Source organism: Pseudomonas sp. PA1(2017), from assembly GCF_001945375.1.
In the GTDB taxonomy this organism is placed as follows: domain Bacteria; phylum Pseudomonadota; class Gammaproteobacteria; order Pseudomonadales; family Pseudomonadaceae; genus Aquipseudomonas.
In genome coordinates, this window is sequence record NZ_MSXU01000001.1 from 905,868 (window position 1) to 929,509 (window position 23,642).

Here is a 23,642-nt window from a genome sequence, read left to right on the forward strand (position 1 = left end):
GGGCCCGTAGGAGCCCCGACCCGGGGCGAAGCGATTGTGGCCATACGACAGAATCTGCGTCACGGCCGCTATTCGCCGCGAGGTCACGGCTCCCACAGGATCGCGAGAGATCATCGGGCCCGTAGGAGTCCCGACCCGGGGCGAAGCGATTGTGGCCATCCCGCAAAAGCGGCGTCGTGAGCACCATTCGCCGCGAGGTCACGGCTCCCACCGGATCGCGAGAGATCATCGGGCCCGTAGGAGCCCCGACCCGGGGCGAAGCGATTGTGGCCATCCGACAGAATCTGCGTCACGGCCGCTATTCGCCGCGAGGTCACGGCTCCCACAGGATCGCGAGAGATCATCGGGCCCGTAGGAGCCCCGACCCGGGGCGAAGCGATTGTGGCCATACGACAGAATCTGCGTCACGGCCGCTATTCGCCGCGAGGTCACGGCTCCCGCCGGATCGCGAGAGATCATCAGACACGTAGGTGCCCCGACTCGGGGCGAATCTATTGTGGCCATCCGACAGAATTGTCGTCACGGCAGTCGATCGAGGGCAAACACGCTTTCGCAGGGCGCATGCGTTATCCGCTGGGGCCGCGTCAGGGCTACGGATTGACGCCGGAGGCGTTCGAAAAGAAGGAGCTGGCCGTAGCCATGGAGGTGGGGGAAAAGCTGAACGCCAGAAAGCAGAAGGGGGAGCCGAGGCTCCCCCAAATCTTGTTCGAATCATCGTTCTTATTAGTGCTACCGGCCTTTTGTTCTTGTTTTAGCCGAGGCCTCCAAGCGAGGCCAAGAGCGAACGGATTTGTTTGGACGCTGATGTTGCCGTGATCCTGAGATCCAACCCGTCTGTCGCTGCCTTACAAAGCAGTTTTATTGTTCTCGACCCGGTTGCGGTACAAGCCCGATGGCGGTCCTCTCCAAAGAAATCAGTTAGCTGCGTCTCTGCGTTTTTGTCTTTCTTATGCTAGAGCCGTTGTCTTGTTCTTGTTATCAGATGTGTCTTGTTATTTTTGTTGTGCGAGACATAGAGCATAACCTGTGCCAATTTTAGAATATCTATATTTATCAACGGCTTAGAATTTTCAGCGTTTTCCCTGATGTGTTTTGGAGCACAAAAGCGTTACCGCACTACCCGCTTTGTTACCGTTTGATGTGTGCAGCCCAATAGGTAGTGAAGAATGGGATTTATTCCCATCTCAACCGCTCTGGGATGGCGTTTCCAGCTTCATCAGCGTGTCGATTCGCGCTGGGCTGAAGGGCGGGCGGGGCGCCGCTGGCTGCCAATCGAACAGATAGCGCGTGGCCGCACCGCATATCCGGCCCTGACAGGCTCCCATTCCACAGCGCGTTGCCAGTTTCGCCTCACGCCAGCTGCCATGGCCGGCTACGGCAGCGTAGAGCACGTCTTCGCAGCGACACAGCAGGGTGTCCGCATTGGCAAGGTTCTTGAGCGCCGGGTCAAGGGCGAAGTACCGGTGCAGCGCATCGGCGAAACGCTGCCAGCGGGCGCGTGCTGGCCACAGCCGTTGGGCGGCCTCGCGGTTGCCGGCCGCCGCATGCCCGGCGATACGCCCTTCCACCAGCGCCAGCTCGCTGCCCCCGAAGCCGGTGCATTCGCCGGCGGCATGGATGCCTACCATGCTGGTCGCCTGCCAGGTATCCACGGCGATGGCGTCGTTGGCTAGCGCGCAGCCGAAGGCCTGGCCCAGCCCGGTATTGGCGATCAGCCCGAAGCCGCAGGCCAGGCGATCGCACTCCAGTTCCTCGACCCGAGCGCCGCGCTGCAGGCGCACGCCTTCCAGGCGATCCCTGCCCAGCACGGTGGTCACCCGCGTGCCGGGCCGGTAGCCACGGTCGAACAGGCCGAAGGCCTGCAGCCATTTGTGCGGCCAGTGCGGCAGTTGCAGGGCGAAGCCGGCGACCGATCCTGCGGCGGCCTGCTCGGCGATGCGCAGCACCTTGGCGCCAGCCTGTTTCGCGGTGCTGGCACTGGCCAGCAACAGCGGGCCGCTGCCGGCGATCACGATGCGCTCGCCTGTTACCGGCAGCCCGCCCTTGATCAGTGCCTGCAGGCCGCCTGCTCCGGTAACACCGGGCAGCGTCCAGCCGGGAAAGGGCAGTAACAGTTCGCGCGCACCGGTGCAGAGAATCAGCCGGTGATAGCCGATCACCCAGCCGCGCTCGGCATCCTCGACCAGCAGGCCGTCGCTCCCCGCCCTGGCCACCACGCGCGTGGCAGCATGGCGCTGGATGGCAGCGTGGTTATCCACAGCTTCACGCAACAGCCGCGCCTGAGCCGGCACCTTGGCCTGCGCGCCATCACGCCAGATCTGCCCGCCGGGCAGTGGGTTGTCGTCGACCAGCACCACCTGGGCGCCGTCGCTGGCCGCAGCCAGGGCCGCCGACAGACCGGCCGGGCCAGCGCCGATGATCAGCACATCGGTGCTCTGGTTCATGGCCGGGTCTCCACCTGCATTCCGTCGCGACACAGGGTCTGGCAGGCCAGGCGGCGCAGGCCGTCGATGGTCACCCGGCATTCCTGGCACACGCCCATGCCGCACAAGGGCGCTCGGCGATCACCGCTCAGCGAGGTGCGCGTGCTGCCGTCGCCGCTCAGTGCCAGGGCGGCAGCGACCGTGGTGCCCGACGGTACGCTGAGTGGCCGGCCGTCCAGGTGCAAGTCAGGCATGGGCACGTGCTCCGAGGTAGCGTTCGGGCAGATAAGCGGCCGCCGGGATGGGTTCGGCCTCGCCCCCCATCAGCGCAGCGAGCAGATCGGCCGTCGCCGGGGCGGCGGTAACACCTAGCCCCTCATGGCCGACCGCCAGCCACAGGCCTGGCTGTGCGGGGTGCTGGCCGATCAGCGGCATGCCGTCCGGCGTGGCTGCACGAAAGCCCGCCCACGCACGAATGCCATTGAGCTGAGCCAGGCCGGGCGCATAGCTCGCGGCATGTTTGAGCATGCGCGCCAGCAGCCAGCCATCCACTTCGGGATCCAGATTATCGAACTGCCGCGAGGTACCGATGAACAGCTGGCCGGTCGGTCGCGGCTGGATATTGCAGGCCACCGAGGCGCCAGTGGTGTTGTGCACGCTGCTCAGGTAGCTCAGCTCGGTGATGGTGTGGGTGACCGGATGCGGGTAGCGATCGGTGATCAGCAGATGGCCTTTCTTCGCCGCGATGGGCAGCTCCGGGCACAGTTCCACGGCTTGAGTACCGTTGGCGAGCACCACGGCATCGGCAATCAGCCAACTGCCGTCGTCGAGTCGCACGCGGTTGCCGTCGAGCTCCGTGGCCTTGGCGCGCCGTTCTTTAATGCCGGGGGCATCGAGCATCCAACGTGCGGTGTTTGGTGCGTAGAGAATGCCGTCGTCCGGCAGGCGTAGGGCGCCATGCAAGCCGTCGCGCAGGATCGGTTCCATCGCCTGCAGCGCATGGCCCGTTACCATTTCGCAGTGGATGCCTTCTTCGCGCAGGTTGACGCACTTGGCCTCGGCCGCCGCCAGTTCCTGCTCGTTGGCGGCCAGCCACAGCGTGCCGTTGTTGCGGTAGGCGCAGTCGTCCGGCAGTTGCGGGCCCAGCTCGCGCCAGCGGCGCACCGAGTAGCGGCTGATATCGAGTTCGGCCTGGTTATCATCGAGTACCAGCAGGTGGCCCATGCCGGCGGCGGTGGCGCCATGCAGGCCGGCGTCGATCAACAGCACCTGCTGGCCACGGCGGGCCAGTTCGCGGGCGCAGGCGGCGCCGATGATGCCGGCGCCGATGACGATCACATCGGCGACCCGCGTCGGGTTCATGGGCGAATGCCCCAGGCGAAGGGGTCTTCCGGGTCGAGCAGCAGGGTGGCTTCGGCGCTGATATGAGCGCGCCCGCGGATGGTCGGAATCACCTTGTCGCCCTGCCACTGGTAAGTGCCCACGAACAGGCTGCCGATCACGCTGGCCTGGCGCCAGGTCTGGCCAGGCTGCAACTTGCCGTCGGCGGCCAGACAGGCCAGCTTGGCGCTGGTGCCGGTGCCGCAGGGCGAGCGGTCGTAGGCTTTGCCGGGGCAAAGCACGAAATTACGGCTGTCGGCTCGCAGCGAAGCTGCTGCGCTCGATGATGCGGCGTTGGGAGCAGGCGAAAAATGCTCATTTACAGCCAGTAAACTGCGCTTTTTCGCCAGCTCCCGCCTTGCCTCCTCTTCGCTCGCGACGCTTGGCTGCGAGCCTTCCGGCTGTTCATTTTCCGCAAACAGCTCGATATGGTCGATCAGGCCGCCGTCCTCGCCGCGAATGCCCTGGTCTTCCAGGGCCTTCTGCACGGCGAAGGTGTAGGCGGTCAGGGCTTCGACGTTGTCACCGGCAATACGCTGGCCGTGCTCGGCGATCAGGAAGAACCAGTTACCGCCCCAGGCAATGTCGCCCTGCACCAGGCCGTAGCCCGGCACCTGTAGCTCGACGCCCTGGCGATAGCGGTAGGACGGCACGTTGCGCACGCTCACCGAGCGATCCTCGTGCAGGGTCGCCTCCACGGTGCCCACCGGCGTTTCGATTCGGTGCACGCCGGGGCCGATGCGGCCCATGTGGCCCAGCGACGCCACCAGGCCGATGGTGCCGTGGCCGCACATTCCGAGGTAGCCGGTGTTGTTGAAGAAGATCACCCCGGCACAGGCATCGGGATCGACGGGTTCACAGAGCAGTGCGCCGACCAGCACATCGCTGCCACGCGGCTCGAGCACCGCCGCAGTACGCCAGTGGTCATGCTCGGTGGCCAGGCGCTGCTTGCGCTCGGCCATGCTGCCTGTGCCCAGGTCGGGGAAACCGCTGATCACCAGCCGTGTCGGCTCGCCGCCGGTGTGGGAATCGATTACCTCGATGCGTTTCATGGACGCTGCGCCTGTATGCCCTTCGTAGGCTCACAGGGTGACGCCGGGCGAGACGCGCGGCTTGAGGGATTTGCATCGGCGCGATGACGAAATCGGCATAGCGCAGGCGGGCCTCAGCACCAGCCGTGGCTAACGCGCGCCACCGCATCATGGGCGTGCAGGCTTTCGGCGTGGGTCACCTGGATATGGAAGGCGGCGATGTCCGGCATCGCCAGTAACGCCTGGTGCAGGCGGCGAGCGGCGTCTTCGCAGAACATCAGGTTCTGGCCGTTGGCCAACGCGAAGGCCTGTTCATCGGCGCGTTTGACGGCGGTCTGCACGGCGGTACCCAGGGCGGCTTCGGCGCCGTCGAGCAGCGTCATAAAGGGCAGCGCGTCGGTTTCGTCGGCCAGGCGCACACGAATATGTGCATCGCTGCGCTGGCTGTGGGGCGTGGCGACGATGCCGGTGCTGCCCAGCCAGGCGTGCAGGGCGTCGAAATCCAGCGGGCGATCGGCAAAGTCATCGCTAAAGCGTTGCTGGATCAACTGCCGGGCGAGGGCGGCCGAGCAGGGGCAGGTCGATGAATAGGCCACCTGCAGACCCAGCTCCAGGTGGAAACCCGCCGGGTCGAGGCGGGCGTCGAGGGTCAGCGGGTAGGCCTTGTAGCCGGCCAGTGCGCTGATCAGCGCCGGACGGGGGATCAGCCAGTCGCCACGCAACTTCAGGTATGCGCATTGCGAAAGCCCGTGGTGAGTGCCCAGAAAATCCTCTAGTACCCGGCGCAACAGAGCGGGCGACAGCGGTTCGTCCTGCAACGCGGCCAGAGCCAGATAAAGACGCGACATGTGGATGCCGCGCGTCTGGCCATCGTCCAGGCTGACGCCCGCGTCTATCCGGGCGTTGATCGGATGCTCGCCCAGTCGCACTGGCAGGGCGATGCCGCGCATGCCCACCCAGTCCAGCGGCGGGGTTGGGTGAGCACTGCGTTGTGCGGCGATATCGGGCAGGGTGGTCGAGCTGTTCATCGGCTTCCTCTGAATGTTCGGCATGACAATACTTGGTTTAATGTTATGTTATAACAATTGAATCGAGTTCGAGCCCATCATGACTGCCGATGAATTGCTGGCCCTGCCTGCCGAGGCCTACCTGAACGACGCTCAGCAGGCGTTCTTCCGTGACCTGCTGATCCGCCAGCGCGAGGAGTTGCAACAGCGCATCGACGAAGAGTTCGGCGAGCTGCGGGAGCAGGAACGCCCCGCCGACGAGGCCGATATCGCCAGCCGCGAAGAACAGCGCCAGTGGCAACTGCGCCTGCTGGAGCGGGAAAAGAAGCTGCTCGACAAGATCGACCAGGCCCTCGAACGCCTGGCTCGAGGCGAGTACGGCTGGTGCCGGGAGACCGGCGAGCCGATCGGCCTGCGGCGCCTGCTGCTGCGGCCTACCGCCACCCTGTGTATCGAGGCGAAAGAGCGCGAAGAACAGCGCGAACGCCACCAACGTGACCTGTGAACCCTGATGCCGATGAGGACCCCGCCATGCCCGACCGCCTTCCCGTTACCGTGCTTTCCGGCTTTCTCGGAGCCGGCAAGAGCACTCTGCTCAACCATGTGCTGAAGAACCGCGACGGCCTGCGCGTTGCGGTGATCGTCAACGACATGAGTGAAATCAACATCGACGGCAGCGAGGTGCAGAAGGGCGTCAGCCTAAACCGCGCGGAAGAGAAGCTGGTCGAGATGAGCAATGGCTGCATCTGCTGCACCCTGCGCGAAGACCTGCTCGAGGAGGTCAGCAAGCTGGCCCGCGACGGTCGCTTCGACTATCTGCTGATCGAGTCCACCGGCATTTCCGAACCGCTGCCGGTGGCCGAGACCTTTACCTTTCGCGACGAGCAGGGCCAGAGCCTCGCCGATCTGGCGCGCCTTGATACGCTGGTCACGGTGGTCGACGGGGTGAATTTCTTGCCCGACTTCCAGGCCGCGCAGAGCCTGGCCAGCCGCGGTGAAACCCTGGGCGAGGAAGACGAGCGCTCGATCACCGACCTGCTGATCGAGCAGATCGAATTCGCCGACGTACTGCTGATCAGCAAGATCGACCTGATCAGCCAGGCCGAGCGCGAAGAACTGACTGCCATCCTGCGCGGCCTCAACACCCGCGCCAGGATCGTGCCGATGAGCATGGGCGCGGTACCGCTGGAGGCCATTCTCAACACCGGCCTGTTCGACTTCGAGCGCGCCGCCGAGTCGCCCGGCTGGCTCAAGGAGTTACGTGGCGAGCACATGCCGGAGACCGAGGAATACGGCATCGCGTCCAGCGCCTACCGGGCGCGGAGGCCGTTCCACCCGCAGCGATTCTTCGATTTCCTCAGCCGTGAATGGACCAATGGCCGGCTGCTGCGCTCCAAGGGTTTCTTCTGGCTGGCCAGCAAGTATCAGGAGGCGGGCAGTTGGTCCCAGGCCGGCGGCCTGATGCGCCATGGCCTCGCCGGGCGCTGGTGGCGCTTCGTGCCGAAGAGCCAGTGGCCCCAGGACGATGACGCGCTCAAGGGCATCATCCGCCAGTGGGACAAGGCCAGCGGTGATTGCCGTCAGGAACTGGTGTTCATCGGCCAGCACATCGACTTCGCCCAACTGCACGCCGAATTGGACGACTGCCTGCTCAGCGATGCGGAAATGGCCGCCGGTACCGAGAACTGGCTGCGCCTGCCCGACCCGTTCGGCCCTTGGCAGGAGGCCGCCTGATGCTGGCACTGAAGATCAAGCCGGCGCCGCTGCAGGTCAGCAGCGAGCGCATCGACGTGTTGGGCGAGGCCCTGCGCGATGAGGTCAACCTGGCAGTCTGGCAGCGTCAGTTGCCCGAGCATCTGGCCACATTCGCCAGCAGCTTGCTGGCTCAGGGCGAGCCGCTGGCCGAATCGCTGAGCATCGAGCTGGCCGATCCGGAGGCCGAGCCGGTGCTGCATGGGCTGCTCGGCGGCTACAGCGACCTGCCCGGCCAAGCGGCGTTTCTGGCGGACGTCGCCTGGCTGGTACGTGCCTATGCCTGCCTGCTCGATGCGCGCCGTATCGGCCTGCGCCTGCGCGCGTTGGATGGCGCCATGTGCCCGCGCTTTCACGTCGACCATGTGCCGCTCCGGCTGATCACCAGCTACGCCGGCCCCGGTAGCCAGTGGCTGGCCGAAGGCGACCTGCCGCGTCAGCTGTTGGGCGGCACGCAGGCGTTGCCCAAGGAGAACGCAATGATCGAGCAGATCGGTTGTGGCCATGTGGCGCTGGTCAAAGGTGAGCGCTGGGTAGGCAACGAAGGGCGCGGGCTGATCCATCGCTCGCCGGCCTTGCCGGCCGGTGAGCGTCGTCTGCTGCTGACATTGGACTGGCTGGCCTGAATCGAGGACAAAAAAATGCTGCGCCTGGGCGCAGCAACATCGCCACCGGGCCTGTCCGGTAGCCAAGAGAGACTGTATTAACACCGATGGAGATGACGATTGAATGACGGCTTAGAAGCTGTTCACGATCTGTCTGCGCATGGAGCGGCAGCTACAAGGCAATGGCAGCCGTGCGCCGCTCCCATAGATATTGCACCGATGACCGCCCTGCCGCTTGGCTTCCAAAATCGGCGAACCTGGGTTTGAAAGATTGTGAACAGGCTCTTAGTAGGCCATCCACACTCCCTTGCTTTGGCTTTCGCAAAAGGGTTTGAGGTACGCGGCGTCTTCAGCGACGCCGTAGTAGTGGATGTCCTGCTGATACGGCGTGCCGCCGACACGGGCATTGCGGCACACACCGAAGGCGCCGACCGGGCATTGCTCGACGAAGCTGACGTCGACCTTCTGGCCCTTGAGCTGCGGCTGGCAGAAACCGGTGCGGAACAGGTTCGGCGGGATGCTGCGGTTCTGCTGGCAGACCTTCACGTCCAGCCGTTCGGCCTGGCTGTGCACCACGCAGGCTTCGCCCCAGGCCAGACCGGACAAACCACACAACAGCAGGGGCAGCAAACGGCGCATCGTAACGACTCCATCAGAGATGCGGCGACTTTAGGTGGGCTGCTCGATCAGCGCAAGCCGGGCTTTTCCCAGGGGCGCGGAGCCTTCACCATAGCGCCATGATGAACCAGATCCCCACCCACCTGATCGCCGGCCCATTGGGCGCCGGCAAGACCAGCCTGATCCGTCAGCTGCTGGCGCAGCGCCCTGCCCATGCGCGCTGGGCGGTGCTGATCAACGAGTTCGGACAGATCGGCCTGGACGCCGCCCTGCTGGCCCGCGACGAAGATGGCCTGAGTTTCAGCGAGGTGGCCGGTGGCTGCCTGTGCTGCGTCAACGGTGTGCCGTTCCAGGTCGGCCTGGGCCGGCTGCTGCGCAAGGCCAAACCGGATCGGCTGTTCATCGAACCGTCCGGGCTCGGTCATCCGCTGAGCTTGCTCGAACAGCTTGGCCAGGTGCCCTGGGAAGGCGTGCTGGCCGTGCAACCCTTGGTGATGGTGCTCGACGCCGCAGCATTGGCCGCCGGTGAGCCGCTGTCTGAAAGCCAGCGTGAGGCATTTCCCCATGCCCGACTGCTGGTGCTGAACAAGAGCGAGGGGCTGGACGCTGCCAGCCGTGTGCGTTTGGAAGCCGAGCTGCCGCTGGTACCGTACTGGACCAGCCAGGGCCGCCTGCCGTTCGAGGGGCTGCCCCAGGCCGAAGCACGCGCGGCGAGTCCGGGCGACGCGTTGCCCGATGGACCACTCCCACCGTCTATGGTTTGGCGTAGCGCGGATGAGCCGATTTGCCTGATCCAGAGTCAGCCCGAAGGCTGGAGCATCGGCTGGCGCTGGCACTCTAGCCAGCGCTTCGACCTGCTGGCCATCCAGCAATGGCTGGCGACGTTGCCCTGGCGGCGCGCCAAGCTGGTGCTGCAAACCAATGCCGGCTGGCTGTCGGCCAATGCCCTGAAAGGCCAGGCGCTGCATTGGCAGAACAGCGAGTGGCGCAAGGACTCGCGGCTGGAGTTGATCTTCGCCGGCCCTCAGAACGAAGCGGCGCTACAGACCAGCATGGCAGCCTGCCGGCTCTAAGGATCTGTTGACGATCTTTTTTAGGCGGCATAAAGAGTCTGCTACAAGGCAGGAGCAGACACTCAAACCAACCTGTGGGAGCCCCGACCTCGGGGCGAAACGATTGCAGCCTGACTGCCTATTTCGGCGGTGCCTGAGCGATTCGCCGCGAGGTCGCGGCTCCCACAATGGATCGGATAACGGCCGCTCCCGCCGCTTTGCAGCCAAAGCGCTGATGCCGAGCCGATAGATCGTCAACAGGTTCTAGAAGGGCGCCGCCCAGGGCGCCCGGCCTGGCAGGCTTAGTCCGTGGTGATCCGCGAGTGGGTGCGGGTGTCCTTCATGGTGATGTACACCAGCAGCGAGCAGGCGATGCAGCCAGTCACGTACCAGTAGAAGCCACTCTCCATGCCCACGCTCTTGAACCACAGCGCCACGTACTCGGCGGTGCCGCCGAAGATCGACACGGTCAGCGCGTACGGCAGGCCGACGCCCAAGGCGCGGATCTCGGTGGGGAACAGCTCGGCCTTTACCACCGCGTTGATCGAGGTGTAGCCGCTGACGATGATCAGCGCCGCCATGATCAGGAAGAACGCACCCCACCAGCTCTGCACCGTGTGCAGGGTAGTCAGGATCGGGTAGGTGAACAGCGTGCCCAGTACGCCGAAGGCGATCAGGATCGGGCGACGGCCGATCTTGTCGGAAAGCGCACCGACCAGTGGTTGCAGCAGCATGAACAGGAACAGCGTGGCGGCCGAAATCATGGTCGAGTCGTTCTTGCTCATGCCCACGGTGTTGACCAGGTACTTCTGCATGTAAGTGGTGTAGGTGTAGAAGGCCAGGGTGCCGCCCATGGTCAGGCCGACCACGGTGAGCAGCTCCTTAGGATGGCGCAGCAGGGTGCGCATGATGTTTTCCTTCGGCGCCTCGGTCTTCTTGAACGAGTCGGTTTCTTCCATGCCGCGACGCAGGTACATGGCCACTACCGCGCACAGCGCACCGATCACGAATGGTACGCGCCAGCCCCAGGTTTCCAGCTGTTCGACGGTCAGGGTCTGCTGCAGGATGATCAGCACCGCCAGGGCGATGAGCTGGCCGGAGATCAGCGTCACGTACTGGAAGCTGGAGAAGAAGCCGCGGCGCTCCTTGGTGGCCATCTCCGAGAGGTAGGTGGCCGAGGTGCCGTATTCGCCACCGACCGACAGGCCCTGCAGCAAACGTGCGACTACCAGCAAGACTGGTGCGGCGACGCCGATGGTTTCATAGCTGGGCGTCAGGGCGATGATCAGCGAGCCGAAGCACATCAGCAGCACCGAGGCCAGCAGCGCGGCCTTGCGGCCCTTGCGGTCGGCGTAGATGCCCATCAGCCAGCCGCCGATCGGGCGCATCAGGAAGCCCACGGCGAAGATCGCGGCGGTATTGAGCAACTGGGCAGTCAGGTCGCCTTGCGGGAAGAAGGCCTTGGCGAAGTACAGGGAGAAGGCGGCGTAGACGTACCAGTCGTACCACTCGACCAGGTTGCCGACCGAACCGCTGAAAATCGATTTGACGCGTTGGGATGTGGTGCGCGTGGGCGCAGAGGCAGACAGCGTGCTGGTGCTTTCCATCGGGGAACCTCGATCTCGTCATTATTCTTGTACGCCGGAGACGGCGCTGGCAGGGCCTATTGCAGGGGCTGTGCCAGGGTGCGAAAGGCCCGTGGTACGGGCCTTTCGGCGAGATCGACGGAGGTTTTGCTAGCGGGAATCCGCCAGTGCAACTCGAGTGCTAGCGGAAAACTGCCAGGTGCGGCTCAGCTGGCAGGTTGCTGCTCGCTGTCGAGAAAGTCGGTGCGTAGCAGGCCGTGGCGCTGCATCTTTTCGTTCAAGGTACGGCGCGGCAGCTGCAGCAGTTCCGTCACCTGCTTCATGTCGCCGTGGCAACTGGCCAGGGCCTCGCGCAGGCATTGCGCCTCGAAGGCTTCCATGCGTGCACTAAGGGAGTTATCCACAGTGGCCGATTGGCTAGCCGACGCGGGCAGCGCCAGTACGTGGCGTTCGGCAGCATTGACCAGCTCGCGCACGTTGCCCGGCCAGTCGTGGGCCAGCAACTGAGCGAGCAATGCCGGGGTGACCGGCGGCAGCGGTCGCTCGAAGCGCTCGGCGATCTGCCGGGCGTGGTACTCGAACAGCAGCGGCACGTCCTCGCGATGCTCGCGCAGCGCCGGCAGTTGCAGCTCGGCGACGTTGAGTCGGTAGAGCAGGTCCTGGCGAAAGCTGCCCTCGCGCACGCGCTCGTGCAGGTCCGGCTTGGTGGCGGTGACCACCCGCAAATCGAGGCTGATCACCTGGTTGGAGCCGAGCCGCTCCAGCTGGCGCTCCTGGAGTACGCGCAGCAACTTGACCTGCTGGCCCAGGGGCATGCTTTCGATTTCGTCGAGAAACAGGGTGCCGCCGTTGGCGTGCTCGATCTTGCCAATGCGCTTGCCCTGAGCGCCGGTAAAGGCGCCGCTTTCGTGGCCGAACAGCTCGCTTTCGAACAGGTTTTCCGGGATGGCCGCACAGTTAAGCGCCACGAAGGGGCCCTTGGCGCGCGGGCCGAAGTCGTGCAGGCAGCGAGCGACCAGCTCCTTGCCGCTACCGGTCTCACCGCGCATCAGCACGTTGGCCGGCGTTTGCGCCAGCTCCAGCACTTGGCGGCGTAGCTGTACCATGGTGGCGGACGAGCCGAGCAGGCGCCCGGCCAGTTCGTCCTTGTGCTCGACCTGCTGGCGCAACTGGTGGTTCTCGCGGGTCAGCTGGCGTTTCTCCAGGGCGCGGCGCAGGCTGCCGAGCAGGCGTTCCGGGGTGAACGGCTTCTCGATGAAGTCATAGGCGCCCAGGCGCATGGCTTCCACGGCCTGGGGCACGTCGCCGTGGGCCGAGACCAGCAGGAATGGCAATTCGGGGTCGCGGGCCTGCACCTGTTCGAGCAGCGCCATGCCGTCCATGCCCGGCATACGCAGGTCGCTGACCACCACGCCGGGGTAATCCTCGGGCAGTCGCTCCAGGCACTCGCGTCCGCTGGCGCACAGGTGCACCTCAAAGCCTGAACGCTCCAGCCACTGGCGCACGGCGTCGCGGATCGGTGCCTCGTCGTCGACGAATATCACACTGGGTTTCATGGCAGCTCCTGTGGGGCAGTGGCGACGGGCAGGCGCAGGGTGAACCGCGCGCCGCCCTCAGGACGGTTGTCGGCCTGCAGGTGGCCGTCCAGTTCACGGACGATGGCGTAGGAAACCGCCAGGCCGAGGCCCAGGCCGTCGCCCACCGGTTTGGTGGTGAAGAAAGGATCGAACAACTGCGGCAGGGCCTCGGCGGCGATACCGCTGCCGGAGTCGTCGACATGCAGCAGCCAGTGATCGCCATCGAGCGCGAGTTCCAGGCCTAGGTGCGGCGCCGGGCAGTCCTGCATGGCATCCAGCGCATTACGGATCAGGTTGACCAGCACCTGCTCCAGGCGGATGGCATCACCGGCGACCCAGGCCGGCTGCTCGGGCGTGCGCTGGATTTGCACCGCAACGTCTCGTAGGCGCGGCTCCAGCAACTGCAGGGCCTTGTCGAGCACGGCGCCCAGTTCCAGGGTTTCGCGCAGGCCACCGGGGCTTTTGCGGGCGTAGGTTTTCAGGTGGCCGGCCAGGGCGGCCATACGCTGCAGCAGTTCCTCATGGCGCACCAGCGATTGGCGCGCTTCTTCCAGTTCGCCATCGGCCAGGATCATGCGCAGGGTGCCGAGATGCACCTGCAGGGCGGTGAGCGGCTGGTTGATCTCATGGGCCAGCGCCGCCGACATCTGCCCCAGCGCCGCCAGCTTGGCCGCCTGGACCAGGCCGTCCTGGGCGGTACGCAGCGCCGCGGTACGCTGTTCGACCAGGGCCTGTAGCTCATCGGCGGTACGCTGGCGCAGGCGGGCGATGCGCCAGCGCTGGTGCAGCACCAGGCCCAGCAGGAACAGCGCCAGCCAGGTACCGCCTGCGGCCAGGGCCGCGGTGTAGCTGCTGCCGGCGAGGCTGCGGGTATCGCGTAGCAGGTGCAGGGTCCAGCCCTCGCTGGCCAGTTCGCGGGTTTCCCACAGGTAATCGCCGGCCAGTTCGCGGTTGACGATGCGCACCAGGCGACCATCATCGCCCAGGGCCTGGCGCTGTCGATAACTCAGTGGTGCCAGCGGTTTCTTGTCGTACTGGCGGGTGGCGGCGAGGGTCTCGCGCACCGGCGCGGCAATCGGCTGCAGCTCGCGGTAGCGCCAAGCCGGGCGGTTGGCGATGAAGGTGATGCCCTGGCGATCACTGACCAGCAGTACGTGGGGGCTCTGGCTCCAGGCCTGCTCGATGCCGGGAAACTCCAGCTTGACCACCACGGTGCCGAGGAACCTTCCGCGGGCATCGCGCACCGCGTGGGAGAGGAAATAGCCGGGAATGCCGCTGGTCACGCCCACGGCGTAGAAACGCCCGGTGTCGTGCTCACGGGCTTCGCTGAAGTAGGGGCGAAAGCTGTAGTCATGGCCGACGTAGCTGGTCGGCAGGCGCCAGTTGCTGGCCGCAACGCCCAGGCCGTCGGCGTTCATCACCTGCAGCGTGGAGGAGTGCGCCGCGGCATTGATGGCCTCCAGCTTGATGTTCAGACGGTGTTGCAGCACCGCGGTGAGCGGGCTTTGCAGCGCTTCGACGAGTTCCGGGTCGAGCGCCAGCACGGCGGGTAGGGCGCGGTAGCGGTCGATCAGCGTCTGCAGTGTGCCGGCGTAGGCCGCTAGTTGTTCCTGCGCCTGTTGCCCGGCCTCCTGCAGACGCTGGCGCTCGGCCTGGCGTTCGGCCAGGTAGGCACTCAGGCACAGGCCGGCCAGCAACAGGGCGGTCAGCAGTGCGATGCGCAGGGGGCGGGAGGACGTCAATGCGGGTCAGCCAGGAAGGTGGGCGGCCGACGATAGCACAGGGGCCAGGCCAATCAGTCGCGCGAAGCGGGGTGATCGCGGCGCCATTGTTGCAGTTCGATCACCTGGCCGGTCTTGCGCGGCGCTGGTGCCGGCGTCGCTTCGACTACCGGTGGCAAGGCCTCTGGCGGCTCACGAAACGGGTAGGGGTCAAGCTCGATGGTGCCCACGTGGGCTCCGAACATGACGATGCGCCCGGCATGGCGCTGTTCGCCCGTTACCGTGAATTCGAAGCCGTAGACCCGCGCGAAGCGGCGATTGCCGCTGCCATCACGGACGATGGCGAAGCGCTGGAAGGCCACGTTGCCATCGAGCAGTTCGATATCCAGCTTGGCGCAGTGCTGCTTGACCCTGATCAGCGCGCGTTCGCGAATGCCGTGGCCGTGCCACAGCCAGGCGGCGCCGGCCGCGAGCAGCATCAGAATGAACAGGTTGCCGAGGGTCAGCATGGCAGGCGAACTCGTGACGAGGAGCGCCCAGCTTACCCGATCCACGGTGACAGTTGCCGACGTGAATCGGGTGCCGGGCTGCCTGGGCGTCAGCTCGCCAGGCCGGGCGGGATGACCGGCAGCGGGGAAACCGGCGCGGGCGCCTGCAGGCCGAGACGCTCGAACATCACCCGGGCGATTTCCCGCTCGCCCATCACCACCAGATCGGCTTCGTGGGTCTGCAGATAGTCGACTTCGTCATCGAAGTGAGCGCGGGCAATGATGTCCAGATCGGCGTTGGCCTGGCGGCCGTGAATGGCGATCTGCCCGGCTTCCAGGCTGTTGGGTATGGCGATCATCAGCCAGCGCGCCGACGTGACGTTGGCCAGCTCCAGCACGTGAGTGCTGGCGGCGTTGCCGAGTACTACGCTGAAACCTTCCTCGCGCAGTTCCTGAGCGCGGGTGCGGTTGTCGTCGATGATCACCAGCGGCACGCCTTCCTCGCGCAGGCGCCGGCTGATGCGGCTGCCCACCCGGCCATGGCCGATGAGGATGGCGTGGCCGGTCTCGGTGATCGGGTGCAGGTCGTGATCTTCGTCCGGCTCCACGGTGACCTGGTCGGCCGGCGTGGTGTTCTCGCGGCGGTCCAGCCACGGCTGCAGGCGGTCGATGACCAGAAACAGCAGCGGGTTGCAGAGGATCGACAGGATCGCGCCGGCCAGCACCAGGTCACGCGCCGCTTCCGGTACCAGATTCAGGCCGATGCCCAGGCCGATGAGGATGAACGAGAATTCGCCGATCTGCGCCAGGCTCACCGAGATGGTCAGCGCGGTGCTCAGCGGTTTGCGGAAGGCCAGCACGATGAGCATCGCCGCCAGCGACTTGCCGAGCACGATGACCAGGAAGGTGCCGATTACCAGCAGCGGCTGCTCGAGCAGGATCGCCGGGTTGAACAGCATGCCCACCGAAACGAAGAACAGCACCGCGAAGGCGTCGCGCAGCGGCAGCGAATCTTCGGCAGCCTTGTGGCTGTACTCCGACTCGTTGAGGATCATCCCGGCGAAGAACGCGCCGAGGGCGAAGGACACGCCGAACAGCTGCGCCGAGCCGTAGGCGATGCCCATGGCGATGGCCAGCACGGCGAGGGTGAACAGCTCGCGCGAACCGGTGCCGGCGCTGCGCTCCAGCAGCCAGGGAATGACCCGGCGGCCGACCACGATCATCAGCACCACGAAGGCGCTGACCTTGCCGAGGGTGATCAGCAACTGCATGCCGATGCTGCTGGAGCCGTCGCCCTGGGGAATGCCGCCGAGCACGCCGGACAGCGCCGGCAGGAGCACCAGGGCCAGGACCATCACCAGGTCCTCGACGATCAGCCAGCCGACGGCGATCTTGCCGCGGCGGGTGTCGATCAGCTGGCGCTCTTCCAGGGCGCGCAGCAGCACCACGGTACTGGCCACCGACAGCGCCAGGCCGAACACCAGGCCGGCTCCCCAGCCCCAGCCCATCGCCCAGGACAGGCCCATGCCCATCAACGTGGCGACGGCGATCTGCACCACGGCGCCGGGAATGGCGATGTGTTTGACCGACATCAGGTCTTTGAGGGAGAAGTGCAGGCCCACGCCGAACATCAGCAGGATCACGCCGATCTCGGAGATTTCGTGGGACAGCTCCTTGTCGGCAACGAAGCCGGGAGTGAAGGGGCCGACGATCACGCCAGCCAGCAGGTAGCCTACCAGTGGCGACAGGCGCAGGCGGTTGGCCAGGCTGCCGAACAGGTAGGCCAGCACGAAGCCGGCAGCGATCGTCGCAATCAAGGGTGTGTGATGCGGCATGCGGTCTCCTTGGTGAAGAGGGCCTGGCATGCCTGCGCGGCAGCGGATACCGCGCAGAACAGCGTAACGGCCAGGGTCGGATTGCCCGACCATAAAGACCGATATTTTATATTAAATTATTACTTATAACTAAAAGGTCTTTATACAAAATGTGTCACCTAGCCCCGTCGATGCTGTAAGCCGCGTCACGCGTCGCCTTTGAGCGCGCGGTAACGGTTTTCCAATTCCTGGCGGATCTCCCGGCGTTGACGGCCCTGCTCGAAACGTCGGCGCTCCTCTGCGCTCTCCGGTTGACGAGGCGGCACTTCGGTGGATTTGCCGTTTTCGTCGACTGCCACCATGGTGAAGAAGCAACTGTTGGTGTGGCGCACCGAACGTTCGCGGATGTTTTCGGTGATCACCTTGATGCCCACCTCCATGGAGGTGCGGCCCGTGTAGTTGACCGAGGCCAGGAAGGTCACCAGCTCACCGACGTGCACCGGCTCGCGAAAGGTCACCTGGTCCACCGACAGGGTGACCACGTAGCGCCCGGCATAACGGCTGGCGCAGGCGTAGGCCACTTCGTCAAGGTACTTGAGCAGGGTGCCGCCGTGTACATTGCCGGAAAAGTTGGCCATGTCCGGGGTCATCAGGACGGTCATCGTCAGTTGCGCGTTGCCGGGTTCCATAAGGTCTCGCTCATCAGGTGGACGGGGCGTGATTGTCGGCCGTCTGCGCGGCTTCGGCTGGTCGATTGTGTCTATGCGGTCGATTGCTGCAACGTATGTACCGGCATTTCACTCCTAGAGCCATAGTCTCTCAATCATTAGGACGATCCCATGACGCGCTCCGTTATCTGCCTGGCCCTGCTGCCACTGTTCGCCGGCATTGCCCAGGCCGCCCCCCAGCCTTGCGACAGCGTCAGCCTGTGCAACGCAGCCGGCACCGCCGCCTATCAGGCAGGTCGCTACGACGATGCCGCCGAAGCCTTCGAACGGCAGCTGCGGCGTGCCGAGCAGCAGGGTTCGGACAGCCTCGCGGCCCGTGAACTGGCGTTGAACAACCTGGTGGTGACCAGCCTGCGCCTCAAGCAGCCCGGCCAGGCACGCGCCTGGCTGAACGTCGCCCTGGCCGATGGCATGCAGGGCACCGCCACGCGCAACAACCTGCGCTCGGTGGCCAGCGCCGTGGACTACCAGGCCCTGGGCGAGAGCATCGAAGGCCGCTATCTGCGCTATGCCGGCGCGGCGGTATGGAGCAGCCTGGACATCAGCCGCCAGCCGGATGGCAGCTTTCAGGCGATTTTTTCGCCCCTGCGTGCGGGCTTGAAGGTGGAGGAGTATGGCCCGGCGGCCATTGGCAACCTGCAGGGCGCGCTGCAGGGCGAGAAAGCCTACTTTCAGTTGGCATCGGCCAATCTGCCCAGCGGCTGTGCCGTCGAGCTGCTGCACGAGGGACTGGATATCCAGGTGCTGGAAGTCATCGACCAGCGCTGCCAGGAGTATGGTGGTGCGGGTATCAGCGTGGCCGGCAGCTACCTGAAGGTCAGTGCCGAGGCACAAGAGCCGATGCGCTGATCGCTTGCGTGGCATGCACGTTGTGTCTGCCTCTGGCAGGTGACCTCGAAGGGATGCCCAGCGTCTTTTCCGGATACCGCTGTAACGCGCACCACCTCGTGGTTTGCGGCAAATATTTCTGAATATTTCCGCGCCGCGACGCGTCGGGCGCGAATGTTAACCTGCGGTCAATGTGGCCCAGCAAATGGGCTGATCTTCCCCATTCCAGCAGGCCCCAATGCGCCATCGAGCAACCGCCCGAGCGCGTTCGTGCCTGCCCAAAACAAGGAGCCGTTTCCTCATGCATGCCATCAGCTTCATCCAGGATCTAGCGGTGATCATGCTGGTAGCCGGCGTGGTTACCGTGCTGTTCCACCGCTTCAAGCAACCGGTGGTACTTGGCTACATCCTCGCCGGTTTCCTGATCGGCCCGCATACGCCGCCGTTCGGCCTGATCCACGATGAAGAGACCATCCGCACCCTGGCCGAGCTAGGGGTGATCTTCCTGATGTTCTGCCTGGGGCTGGAGTTCAGCCTGCGCAAGCTGTTCAACGTCGGTGCCACGGCGTTCATCGCCGCGTTCCTGGAAATCATCCTGATGATCTGGATCGGTTTCGAGATCGGCCGCTATTTCGGCTGGAGCACCATGGACTCGCTGTTCCTCGGCGCGATCCTGGCGATTTCCTCGACCACCATCATCATCAAGGCGCTCAGCGACCTGAAGATGAAGAACGAGCGCTTCGCCCAACTGATCTTTGGCGTACTGATCGTCGAGGACATCCTCGGCATCGGCATCATCGCGCTGCTGTCCGGTATCGCCCTGAGCGGCACGGTGGAGACCGGTGAAGTGTTCGCCACCGTCGGCAAGCTGTCGCTGTTCATGATCGTCGCACTGGTCATCGGCATCATCCTGGTGCCGCGCATCCTGGCCTACGTGGCCAAGTTCGAAAGCAACGAGATGCTCCTGGTGGCGGTGCTGGGCATGTGCTTCGGCTTCTGCCTGCTGGTGGTCAAGCTGGAATACAGCATGGTACTGGGCGCCTTCCTGATCGGTGCGATCATGGCCGAGTCGCGCCAACTGCTGCAGATCGAGCGCCTGATCGAGCCGGTACGTGACATGTTCAGCGCAATCTTCTTCGTTGCCATCGGCCTGCTGCTCGACCCCAACGTGCTGATCGAATACGCCTGGCCGATCGCGGTGATCACCGTGGCGGTGATCGTCGGCAAGGTGCTGTCGTGCAGCGTCGGCTCGTTCATCGCCGGCAATGACGGGCGCACCTCCCTGCGGGTCGGCATGGGCCTGTCGCAGATCGGCGAGTTCTCGTTCATCATCGCCACCCTGGGCATGACCCTGCAGGTGACCAGCGACTTCCTGTACCCGGTGGCGGTGGCCGTGTCGGTGATCACAACCCTCACCACGCCCTACCTTATCCGCGCCGCCGATCCGCTGGCGGTGAGCCTTGGCAACGTGATGCCGCAGCGCGTGTCGCGAGTGTTCTCGCTGTACGGTGAGTGGCTGCGCAGCATCCAGCCGCAGGGGCAGGGCGCGGTGCTGGCCGGCATGATCCGCAAGATCGTTCTGCAGGTGCTGGTCAACCTGGCCTTCGTGGTGGCGATCTTCCTGGGTATCGCCTTCTTCGCCGCGCAGATCGGTACCTGGCTGGCCGAGTGGATCGACCAGGAAAACCTGCGCAAGGCGGTGATCTGGGGCGCCGCGCTGATTCTCTCGCTGCCATGCCTGATCGCTGCTTACCGCAAGATCAAGGCACTTTCCATGCTGCTCGCCGAAATGGGCGTGCGCCAGGAGAAGGCCGGCCGCCACACGGCGCGGGTGCGCAAGGTAATTTCCGAGGTGATTCCGCTGCTGTCGCTGGTCGGCATCATGGTGCTGCTCACCGCGCTGTCATCGAGCATCCTGCCGTCCAACGACATGCTGCTGCTGGTCGGCGTGGTCGCGGCTGGCGTGGTCGCCGTGCTGTGGCGGTGGTTCATCCGCGTGCACACGCGCCTGCAGATCGCCTTGTTCGAAACCCTCGACAAGCCCGACACACCGGGGCATCACTGAAAACGACAAGGGCGCCAGAAGGCGCCCTTGTCGTATTGGTCGTAGCCTGCTGTTGAGCGAAGCGATACCCAGGACAGCATCGCCCGGGTATCGCTGTGCTCACCGGGCTACAAGGCTGACCGGCATTACTCCTCCAGCCAGACTTCCCGCACCCAGTGCCACACCGAATCCCAGCTTTCGTCGGTGAGGTCTTCTTCCTCGCCGTCCCAGAGCAGGACGGTGCCATCCTGTTCGACGCAGTAGTAGTTGCCCTGGTCTTCACAGATCGGTACCAGCTCGCGTGGTACGCCCAGGGACCATGCGACCGAAGCCACTTCGGGCAGATAGGTGTGCGATTGTGGGTCGGTCACGGTGACCGGCTCCAGGCGGCCGTACACCACGTCGCTGACCTTGAGCAGGAACTCGCGCAGCTCGAAGGGCAGGTTGATGAGGATCTGCTCCTCGATCTCCACCAGCAGTTCTTCCTCGGGCAGCTCCAGCGGTACCGGCACCGGCTCGTTCAATTCACGCAGTTGTTCGATGACTTCTTCCACGGCGGCTCCACCTGAGTCTGGCGATTCTCATCAGATTCCGGAGCGCACGACGCAGACGCAGGCCTGCTGGCCGCAGCTGCACTGCTGCTCCTCGATAACGCAGCTTTTTACGCTGAATGGAAGGCCGTCACAAGCAGCCAGGGGCAAAAGGCCATATGGGCTTGTAACTGCGCTCGCAGCGCATTGAGTCAGCCGGGCGCCTGGAGGTTCCACAAAAGCGCCGCAAAAAAGAAACCCGGGCAAGCCCGGGTTCTTTCAGTGCGTGTTGGAATCAGCCGTTCTGGCGGATACCGGCGACCAGCCAAGGCTGGTTCTCGCCAACGGCACGCTCCAGGCGCCAGCTTTCGCTGAAGGCTTCGCCCTGGTCGAAGCGCGAAGTCTTCGAAACACCGCTGAAAGTCAGGGTGGCGATGGTCTTGTCGGCGTGGTCGTCGACACCGTCCAGCTGCACGTCGAGGTTGTCGATATAGGTGGACTGGAAGCCGTCACCCAGGTCGGCCCGCTCGCGCTTGAGGAACTCCAGCAGTTGCGGGGTCACGAACTCGGCGATCTTGTCCATCTCGTTCGCGTCCCAGTGCTGCTGCAGGCTCAGGAAGTGCTCGCGACCGGCGTTGACGAAGTTTTCCTCGTTGAACCAGGCAGGTGCGTTGATCACCGGTTTGATCGCCGCGGTGCTGCTGCCACCGAAGATCGACGGCTGAGCCGGCTGCGGCTGGCCATGGGCCTCACGCTGGAACGGAGCACCACCGGCAGCGGCGACGTTCGGCTGCTGCTTCTGGCGACGTGCGGCCAGGAAGCGGAACAGCAGGAAGGCGATCAGGCCGAAAATCAGCATATCCATGATCTGCAGGCCTTCGAAGCCGTCACCCATGAACATGGAGGCCAGCAGGCCACCGGCGGCCAGGCCGGCCAGCGGGCCGAGCCAACGCGAAGCACCGCTGGCGGCAGCAGGCGTGCGGCCCGGGGCAGCGGCATTGGCATTAGGTTGGGATGGCGGCGTGGCCTGACGGGTCTGGTGGCTCGGCGCGGCGCCAAAGGATTTGCCGCCGCCCATACGCTTGGCGTCGGCAGTCAGGCTGAAGGACAGGCCCAGGCAGATTACCAAGGCGATGCTGAGGAAACGCTGCATTATCGGTTTTCTCTCGGTTATTGAAACACTGTTAGACATCTTGCCCGTGGCAGGTGGGCATGACCAGCAACAGAATGTTTCGAGCTTTTGCCCAGCGAAACGGTTCGCGCTACGCCAGGTCAATGAAAATGGGAGGTGAAACGGAACCCGCAGGCTCCGTTTCACTGCACATCCGCTGACACCTCAGCGCCAGTTGTACAGTTCCTTCTCGGTCACTTCGCCCACCGGCGTGGCTTCGTCCTGGAACGTTTTCATCGATTTCCAGATGCGGCCGTTGAGCTCGTTCTGGCCAGCCAGGTCTTCGAGTACGGTCTGCGACTCGCGCTTCATTGCCGCCAGTACTTCGTCGGGGAAGCGCTTGATCGTAACGCCCTGTTCCTTCAACTGCGCCAGGGACTTGGCGTTGTGGAAGACGTAGTCGTCCATCATGTCCAGGGTCGCGGCGCGGGCGGCTTCGACGACGATGGCCTGCAGGTCGGCCGGCAAGCTGTCGAAGGCTTTCTGGTTGACCATCGACTCGACCACCGCCTGTGGCTCCTGCCAGCCCGGGAAGTAGTAGTACTTGGCCGCTTTATGCAGACCAAAGGCCAGGTCGTTGTAAGGGCTGACCCAGTCGGTGGCATCGATCACGTGGGTCTGCAGTGCGGTGAAGATTTCGCCGCCAGGCAGGTTGACGGTGATCGCGCCGAGTTTGGTCCACACCTCGCCACCCAGGCCCGGCATGCGGATCTTCAGGCCCTTGATGTCGTCCAGCGAATTGATTTCCTTGTTGTACCAGCCGCCCATCTGCATGGTGGTGTTACCCGCCGACAGGGGCTTCACGCCGTAGGGCGCGTAGGTTTCGTCCCACAGGGCCTGGCCACCGCCCTTGCTCAGCCAGGCGTTCATTTCCAGGGTCGACAGGCCGAACGGCACCGAGGAGAAGAACTGCGCCGCCGGCACCTTGCCTTTCCAGTAGTACGGCGTGCCATGGCCCATCTCGGCGGTGCCGCGGGACACCGCGTCGAACACTTCCAGGGCGGGAACCAGCTCGCCGGCGGCGTAGACCTTGACGGTCAGGCGCCCAGCGCTCATGGCATTGATGCGTTCGGCCAGACGTTCGGCGCCAGTACCCAGGCCCGGGTAGTTCTTCGGCCAGGAGGTGACCATCTTCCAGTGGAAGGTTTCGGCTTTGGCAGCGGCGGCGCTGCCTTGCCCGGCGGGTGTTTCTTCCTTGCAGCCGGCCAGGCCGATGGCAGCGAACAGCGCCATCGCGGCGCCGAACAGATTGCGGCGGTTCATGGTGTTCTCCCTTGAGTGTCGAGC

At 64.7% G+C, this 23,642-nt stretch carries 21 protein-coding genes; 6 read left to right on the plus strand and 15 right to left on the minus strand.

From position 1 onward, the window contains the following. Window positions 1–1,184 precede the first annotated feature (1,184 nt). From BVH01_RS04100 to folE2, 5 genes are all read right to left on the minus strand, one after another. A complete protein-coding gene (locus BVH01_RS04100; protein ID WP_075929075.1) occupies window positions 1,185–2,444 on the minus strand; it encodes an FAD/NAD(P)-binding oxidoreductase in 1,260 nt (419 codons plus the stop codon). Continuing rightward, entirely contained in the window at window positions 2,441–2,677 is a 237-nt protein-coding gene (locus BVH01_RS04105; RefSeq protein WP_075929076.1) for a (2Fe-2S)-binding protein, read from the minus strand. Before BVH01_RS04105 ends, BVH01_RS04100 begins: the two co-directional genes overlap by 4 nt. Further along, window positions 2,670–3,785: an FAD-binding oxidoreductase gene (locus BVH01_RS04110; RefSeq protein WP_075929077.1), complete on the minus strand. Its 1,116-nt coding sequence runs from the start codon at window positions 3,783–3,785 to the stop codon at window positions 2,670–2,672. Before BVH01_RS04110 ends, BVH01_RS04105 begins: the two co-directional genes overlap by 8 nt. Further along, window positions 3,782–4,855 (minus strand): proline racemase family protein, encoded by a 1,074-nt coding sequence (locus BVH01_RS24905; RefSeq protein ID WP_083659421.1) that lies wholly within the window; start codon window positions 4,853–4,855, stop codon window positions 3,782–3,784. Before BVH01_RS24905 ends, BVH01_RS04110 begins: the two co-directional genes overlap by 4 nt. Before the next feature lie 113 nt (window positions 4,856–4,968). Then, window positions 4,969–5,862 (minus strand): GTP cyclohydrolase FolE2, encoded by an 894-nt coding sequence (folE2, locus tag BVH01_RS04125; RefSeq protein ID WP_075929078.1) that lies wholly within the window; start codon window positions 5,860–5,862, stop codon window positions 4,969–4,971. Window positions 5,863–5,941: 79 nt separating this feature from the next. Between folE2 and dksA the strand changes: the two genes are divergently transcribed. From dksA to BVH01_RS04140, 3 genes are read left to right on the plus strand one after another with little or no spacing between them, the layout of a single operon-like run. Next, window positions 5,942–6,346: an RNA polymerase-binding protein DksA gene (dksA, locus tag BVH01_RS04130; RefSeq protein ID WP_075929079.1), complete on the plus strand. Its 405-nt coding sequence runs from the start codon at window positions 5,942–5,944 to the stop codon at window positions 6,344–6,346. A 26-nt stretch (window positions 6,347–6,372) separates the two neighbouring features. Beyond that, window positions 6,373–7,575, plus strand: a complete 1,203-nt coding sequence (gene zigA, locus BVH01_RS04135; protein ID WP_075929080.1) for a zinc metallochaperone GTPase ZigA — start codon at window positions 6,373–6,375, stop codon at window positions 7,573–7,575. Beyond that, window positions 7,575–8,219 (plus strand): DUF1826 domain-containing protein, encoded by a 645-nt coding sequence (locus BVH01_RS04140; RefSeq protein ID WP_075929081.1) that lies wholly within the window; start codon window positions 7,575–7,577, stop codon window positions 8,217–8,219. Before zigA ends, BVH01_RS04140 begins: the two co-directional genes overlap by 1 nt. Window positions 8,220–8,483: 264 nt before the next feature. On the opposite strand, the gene BVH01_RS04145 is transcribed toward BVH01_RS04140, so the two are convergent. Beyond that, the gene (locus BVH01_RS04145; RefSeq protein ID WP_075929082.1) at window positions 8,484–8,837 is read right to left on the minus strand and encodes an NADH:ubiquinone oxidoreductase; all 354 of its coding nucleotides are present in this window, start codon (window positions 8,835–8,837) and stop codon (window positions 8,484–8,486) included. Between the two features lie 98 nt (window positions 8,838–8,935). Here BVH01_RS04145 and BVH01_RS04150 point away from each other — a divergent pair, with 98 nt between their 5' ends. Then, the gene (locus BVH01_RS04150) at window positions 8,936–9,889 is read left to right on the plus strand and encodes a GTP-binding protein (RefSeq protein ID WP_075929083.1); all 954 of its coding nucleotides are present in this window, start codon (window positions 8,936–8,938) and stop codon (window positions 9,887–9,889) included. Between the two features lie 281 nt (window positions 9,890–10,170). On the opposite strand, the gene BVH01_RS04155 is transcribed toward BVH01_RS04150, so the two are convergent. From BVH01_RS04155 to BVH01_RS04180, 6 genes are all read right to left on the minus strand, one after another. Further along, entirely contained in the window at window positions 10,171–11,475 is a 1,305-nt protein-coding gene (locus BVH01_RS04155; protein ID WP_075929084.1) for an MFS transporter, read from the minus strand. A 185-nt stretch (window positions 11,476–11,660) separates the two neighbouring features. Beyond that, entirely contained in the window at window positions 11,661–13,010 is a 1,350-nt protein-coding gene (locus BVH01_RS04160; protein ID WP_075929085.1) for a sigma-54 dependent transcriptional regulator, read from the minus strand. After that, complete coding sequence (locus BVH01_RS04165) at window positions 13,007–14,773, minus strand: ATP-binding protein (RefSeq protein WP_075929086.1); 1,767 nt, start codon at window positions 14,771–14,773, stop codon at window positions 13,007–13,009. Before BVH01_RS04165 ends, BVH01_RS04160 begins: the two co-directional genes overlap by 4 nt. Before the next feature lie 53 nt (window positions 14,774–14,826). Then, on the minus strand, window positions 14,827–15,261 hold the full coding sequence (locus BVH01_RS04170) for a DUF3301 domain-containing protein (protein WP_075929087.1): 435 nt from the start codon (window positions 15,259–15,261) through the stop codon (window positions 14,827–14,829). An 89-nt stretch (window positions 15,262–15,350) separates the two neighbouring features. Further along, window positions 15,351–17,075, minus strand: a complete 1,725-nt coding sequence (gene ybaL / locus BVH01_RS04175) for a YbaL family putative K(+) efflux transporter (protein ID WP_075929088.1) — start codon at window positions 17,073–17,075, stop codon at window positions 15,351–15,353. Window positions 17,076–17,260: 185 nt separating this feature from the next. After that, the gene (locus tag BVH01_RS04180) at window positions 17,261–17,743 is read right to left on the minus strand and encodes an acyl-CoA thioesterase (RefSeq protein ID WP_075929089.1); all 483 of its coding nucleotides are present in this window, start codon (window positions 17,741–17,743) and stop codon (window positions 17,261–17,263) included. Between the two features lie 150 nt (window positions 17,744–17,893). On the opposite strand from BVH01_RS04180, the gene BVH01_RS04185 reads away from it, so the two are divergent. Both BVH01_RS04185 and BVH01_RS04190 read left to right on the plus strand, forming a co-directional pair. Beyond that, window positions 17,894–18,631 carry a tetratricopeptide repeat protein gene (locus tag BVH01_RS04185; protein ID WP_075929090.1) on the plus strand — a complete coding sequence of 246 codons (738 nt, stop codon included), beginning with the start codon at window positions 17,894–17,896 and terminating at the stop codon, window positions 18,629–18,631. Window positions 18,632–18,911: 280 nt separating this feature from the next. Beyond that, a complete protein-coding gene (locus BVH01_RS04190; RefSeq protein ID WP_075929091.1) occupies window positions 18,912–20,675 on the plus strand; it encodes a cation:proton antiporter in 1,764 nt (587 codons plus the stop codon). A 125-nt stretch (window positions 20,676–20,800) separates the two neighbouring features. Here the strand turns inward: BVH01_RS04190 and BVH01_RS04195 are convergent, their stop codons facing one another. The 3 genes from BVH01_RS04195 to BVH01_RS04205 form a co-directional block, all read right to left on the minus strand. Next, window positions 20,801–21,208: an SMI1/KNR4 family protein gene (locus tag BVH01_RS04195; protein ID WP_075929092.1), complete on the minus strand. Its 408-nt coding sequence runs from the start codon at window positions 21,206–21,208 to the stop codon at window positions 20,801–20,803. A gap of 271 nt (window positions 21,209–21,479) precedes the next feature. After that, window positions 21,480–22,337: a Tim44 domain-containing protein gene (locus BVH01_RS04200; RefSeq protein ID WP_075929093.1), complete on the minus strand. Its 858-nt coding sequence runs from the start codon at window positions 22,335–22,337 to the stop codon at window positions 21,480–21,482. A 183-nt stretch (window positions 22,338–22,520) separates the two neighbouring features. Continuing rightward, a complete protein-coding gene (locus BVH01_RS04205) occupies window positions 22,521–23,618 on the minus strand; it encodes a TRAP transporter substrate-binding protein (RefSeq protein ID WP_075929094.1) in 1,098 nt (365 codons plus the stop codon). Window positions 23,619–23,642: the final 24 nt, after the last annotated feature.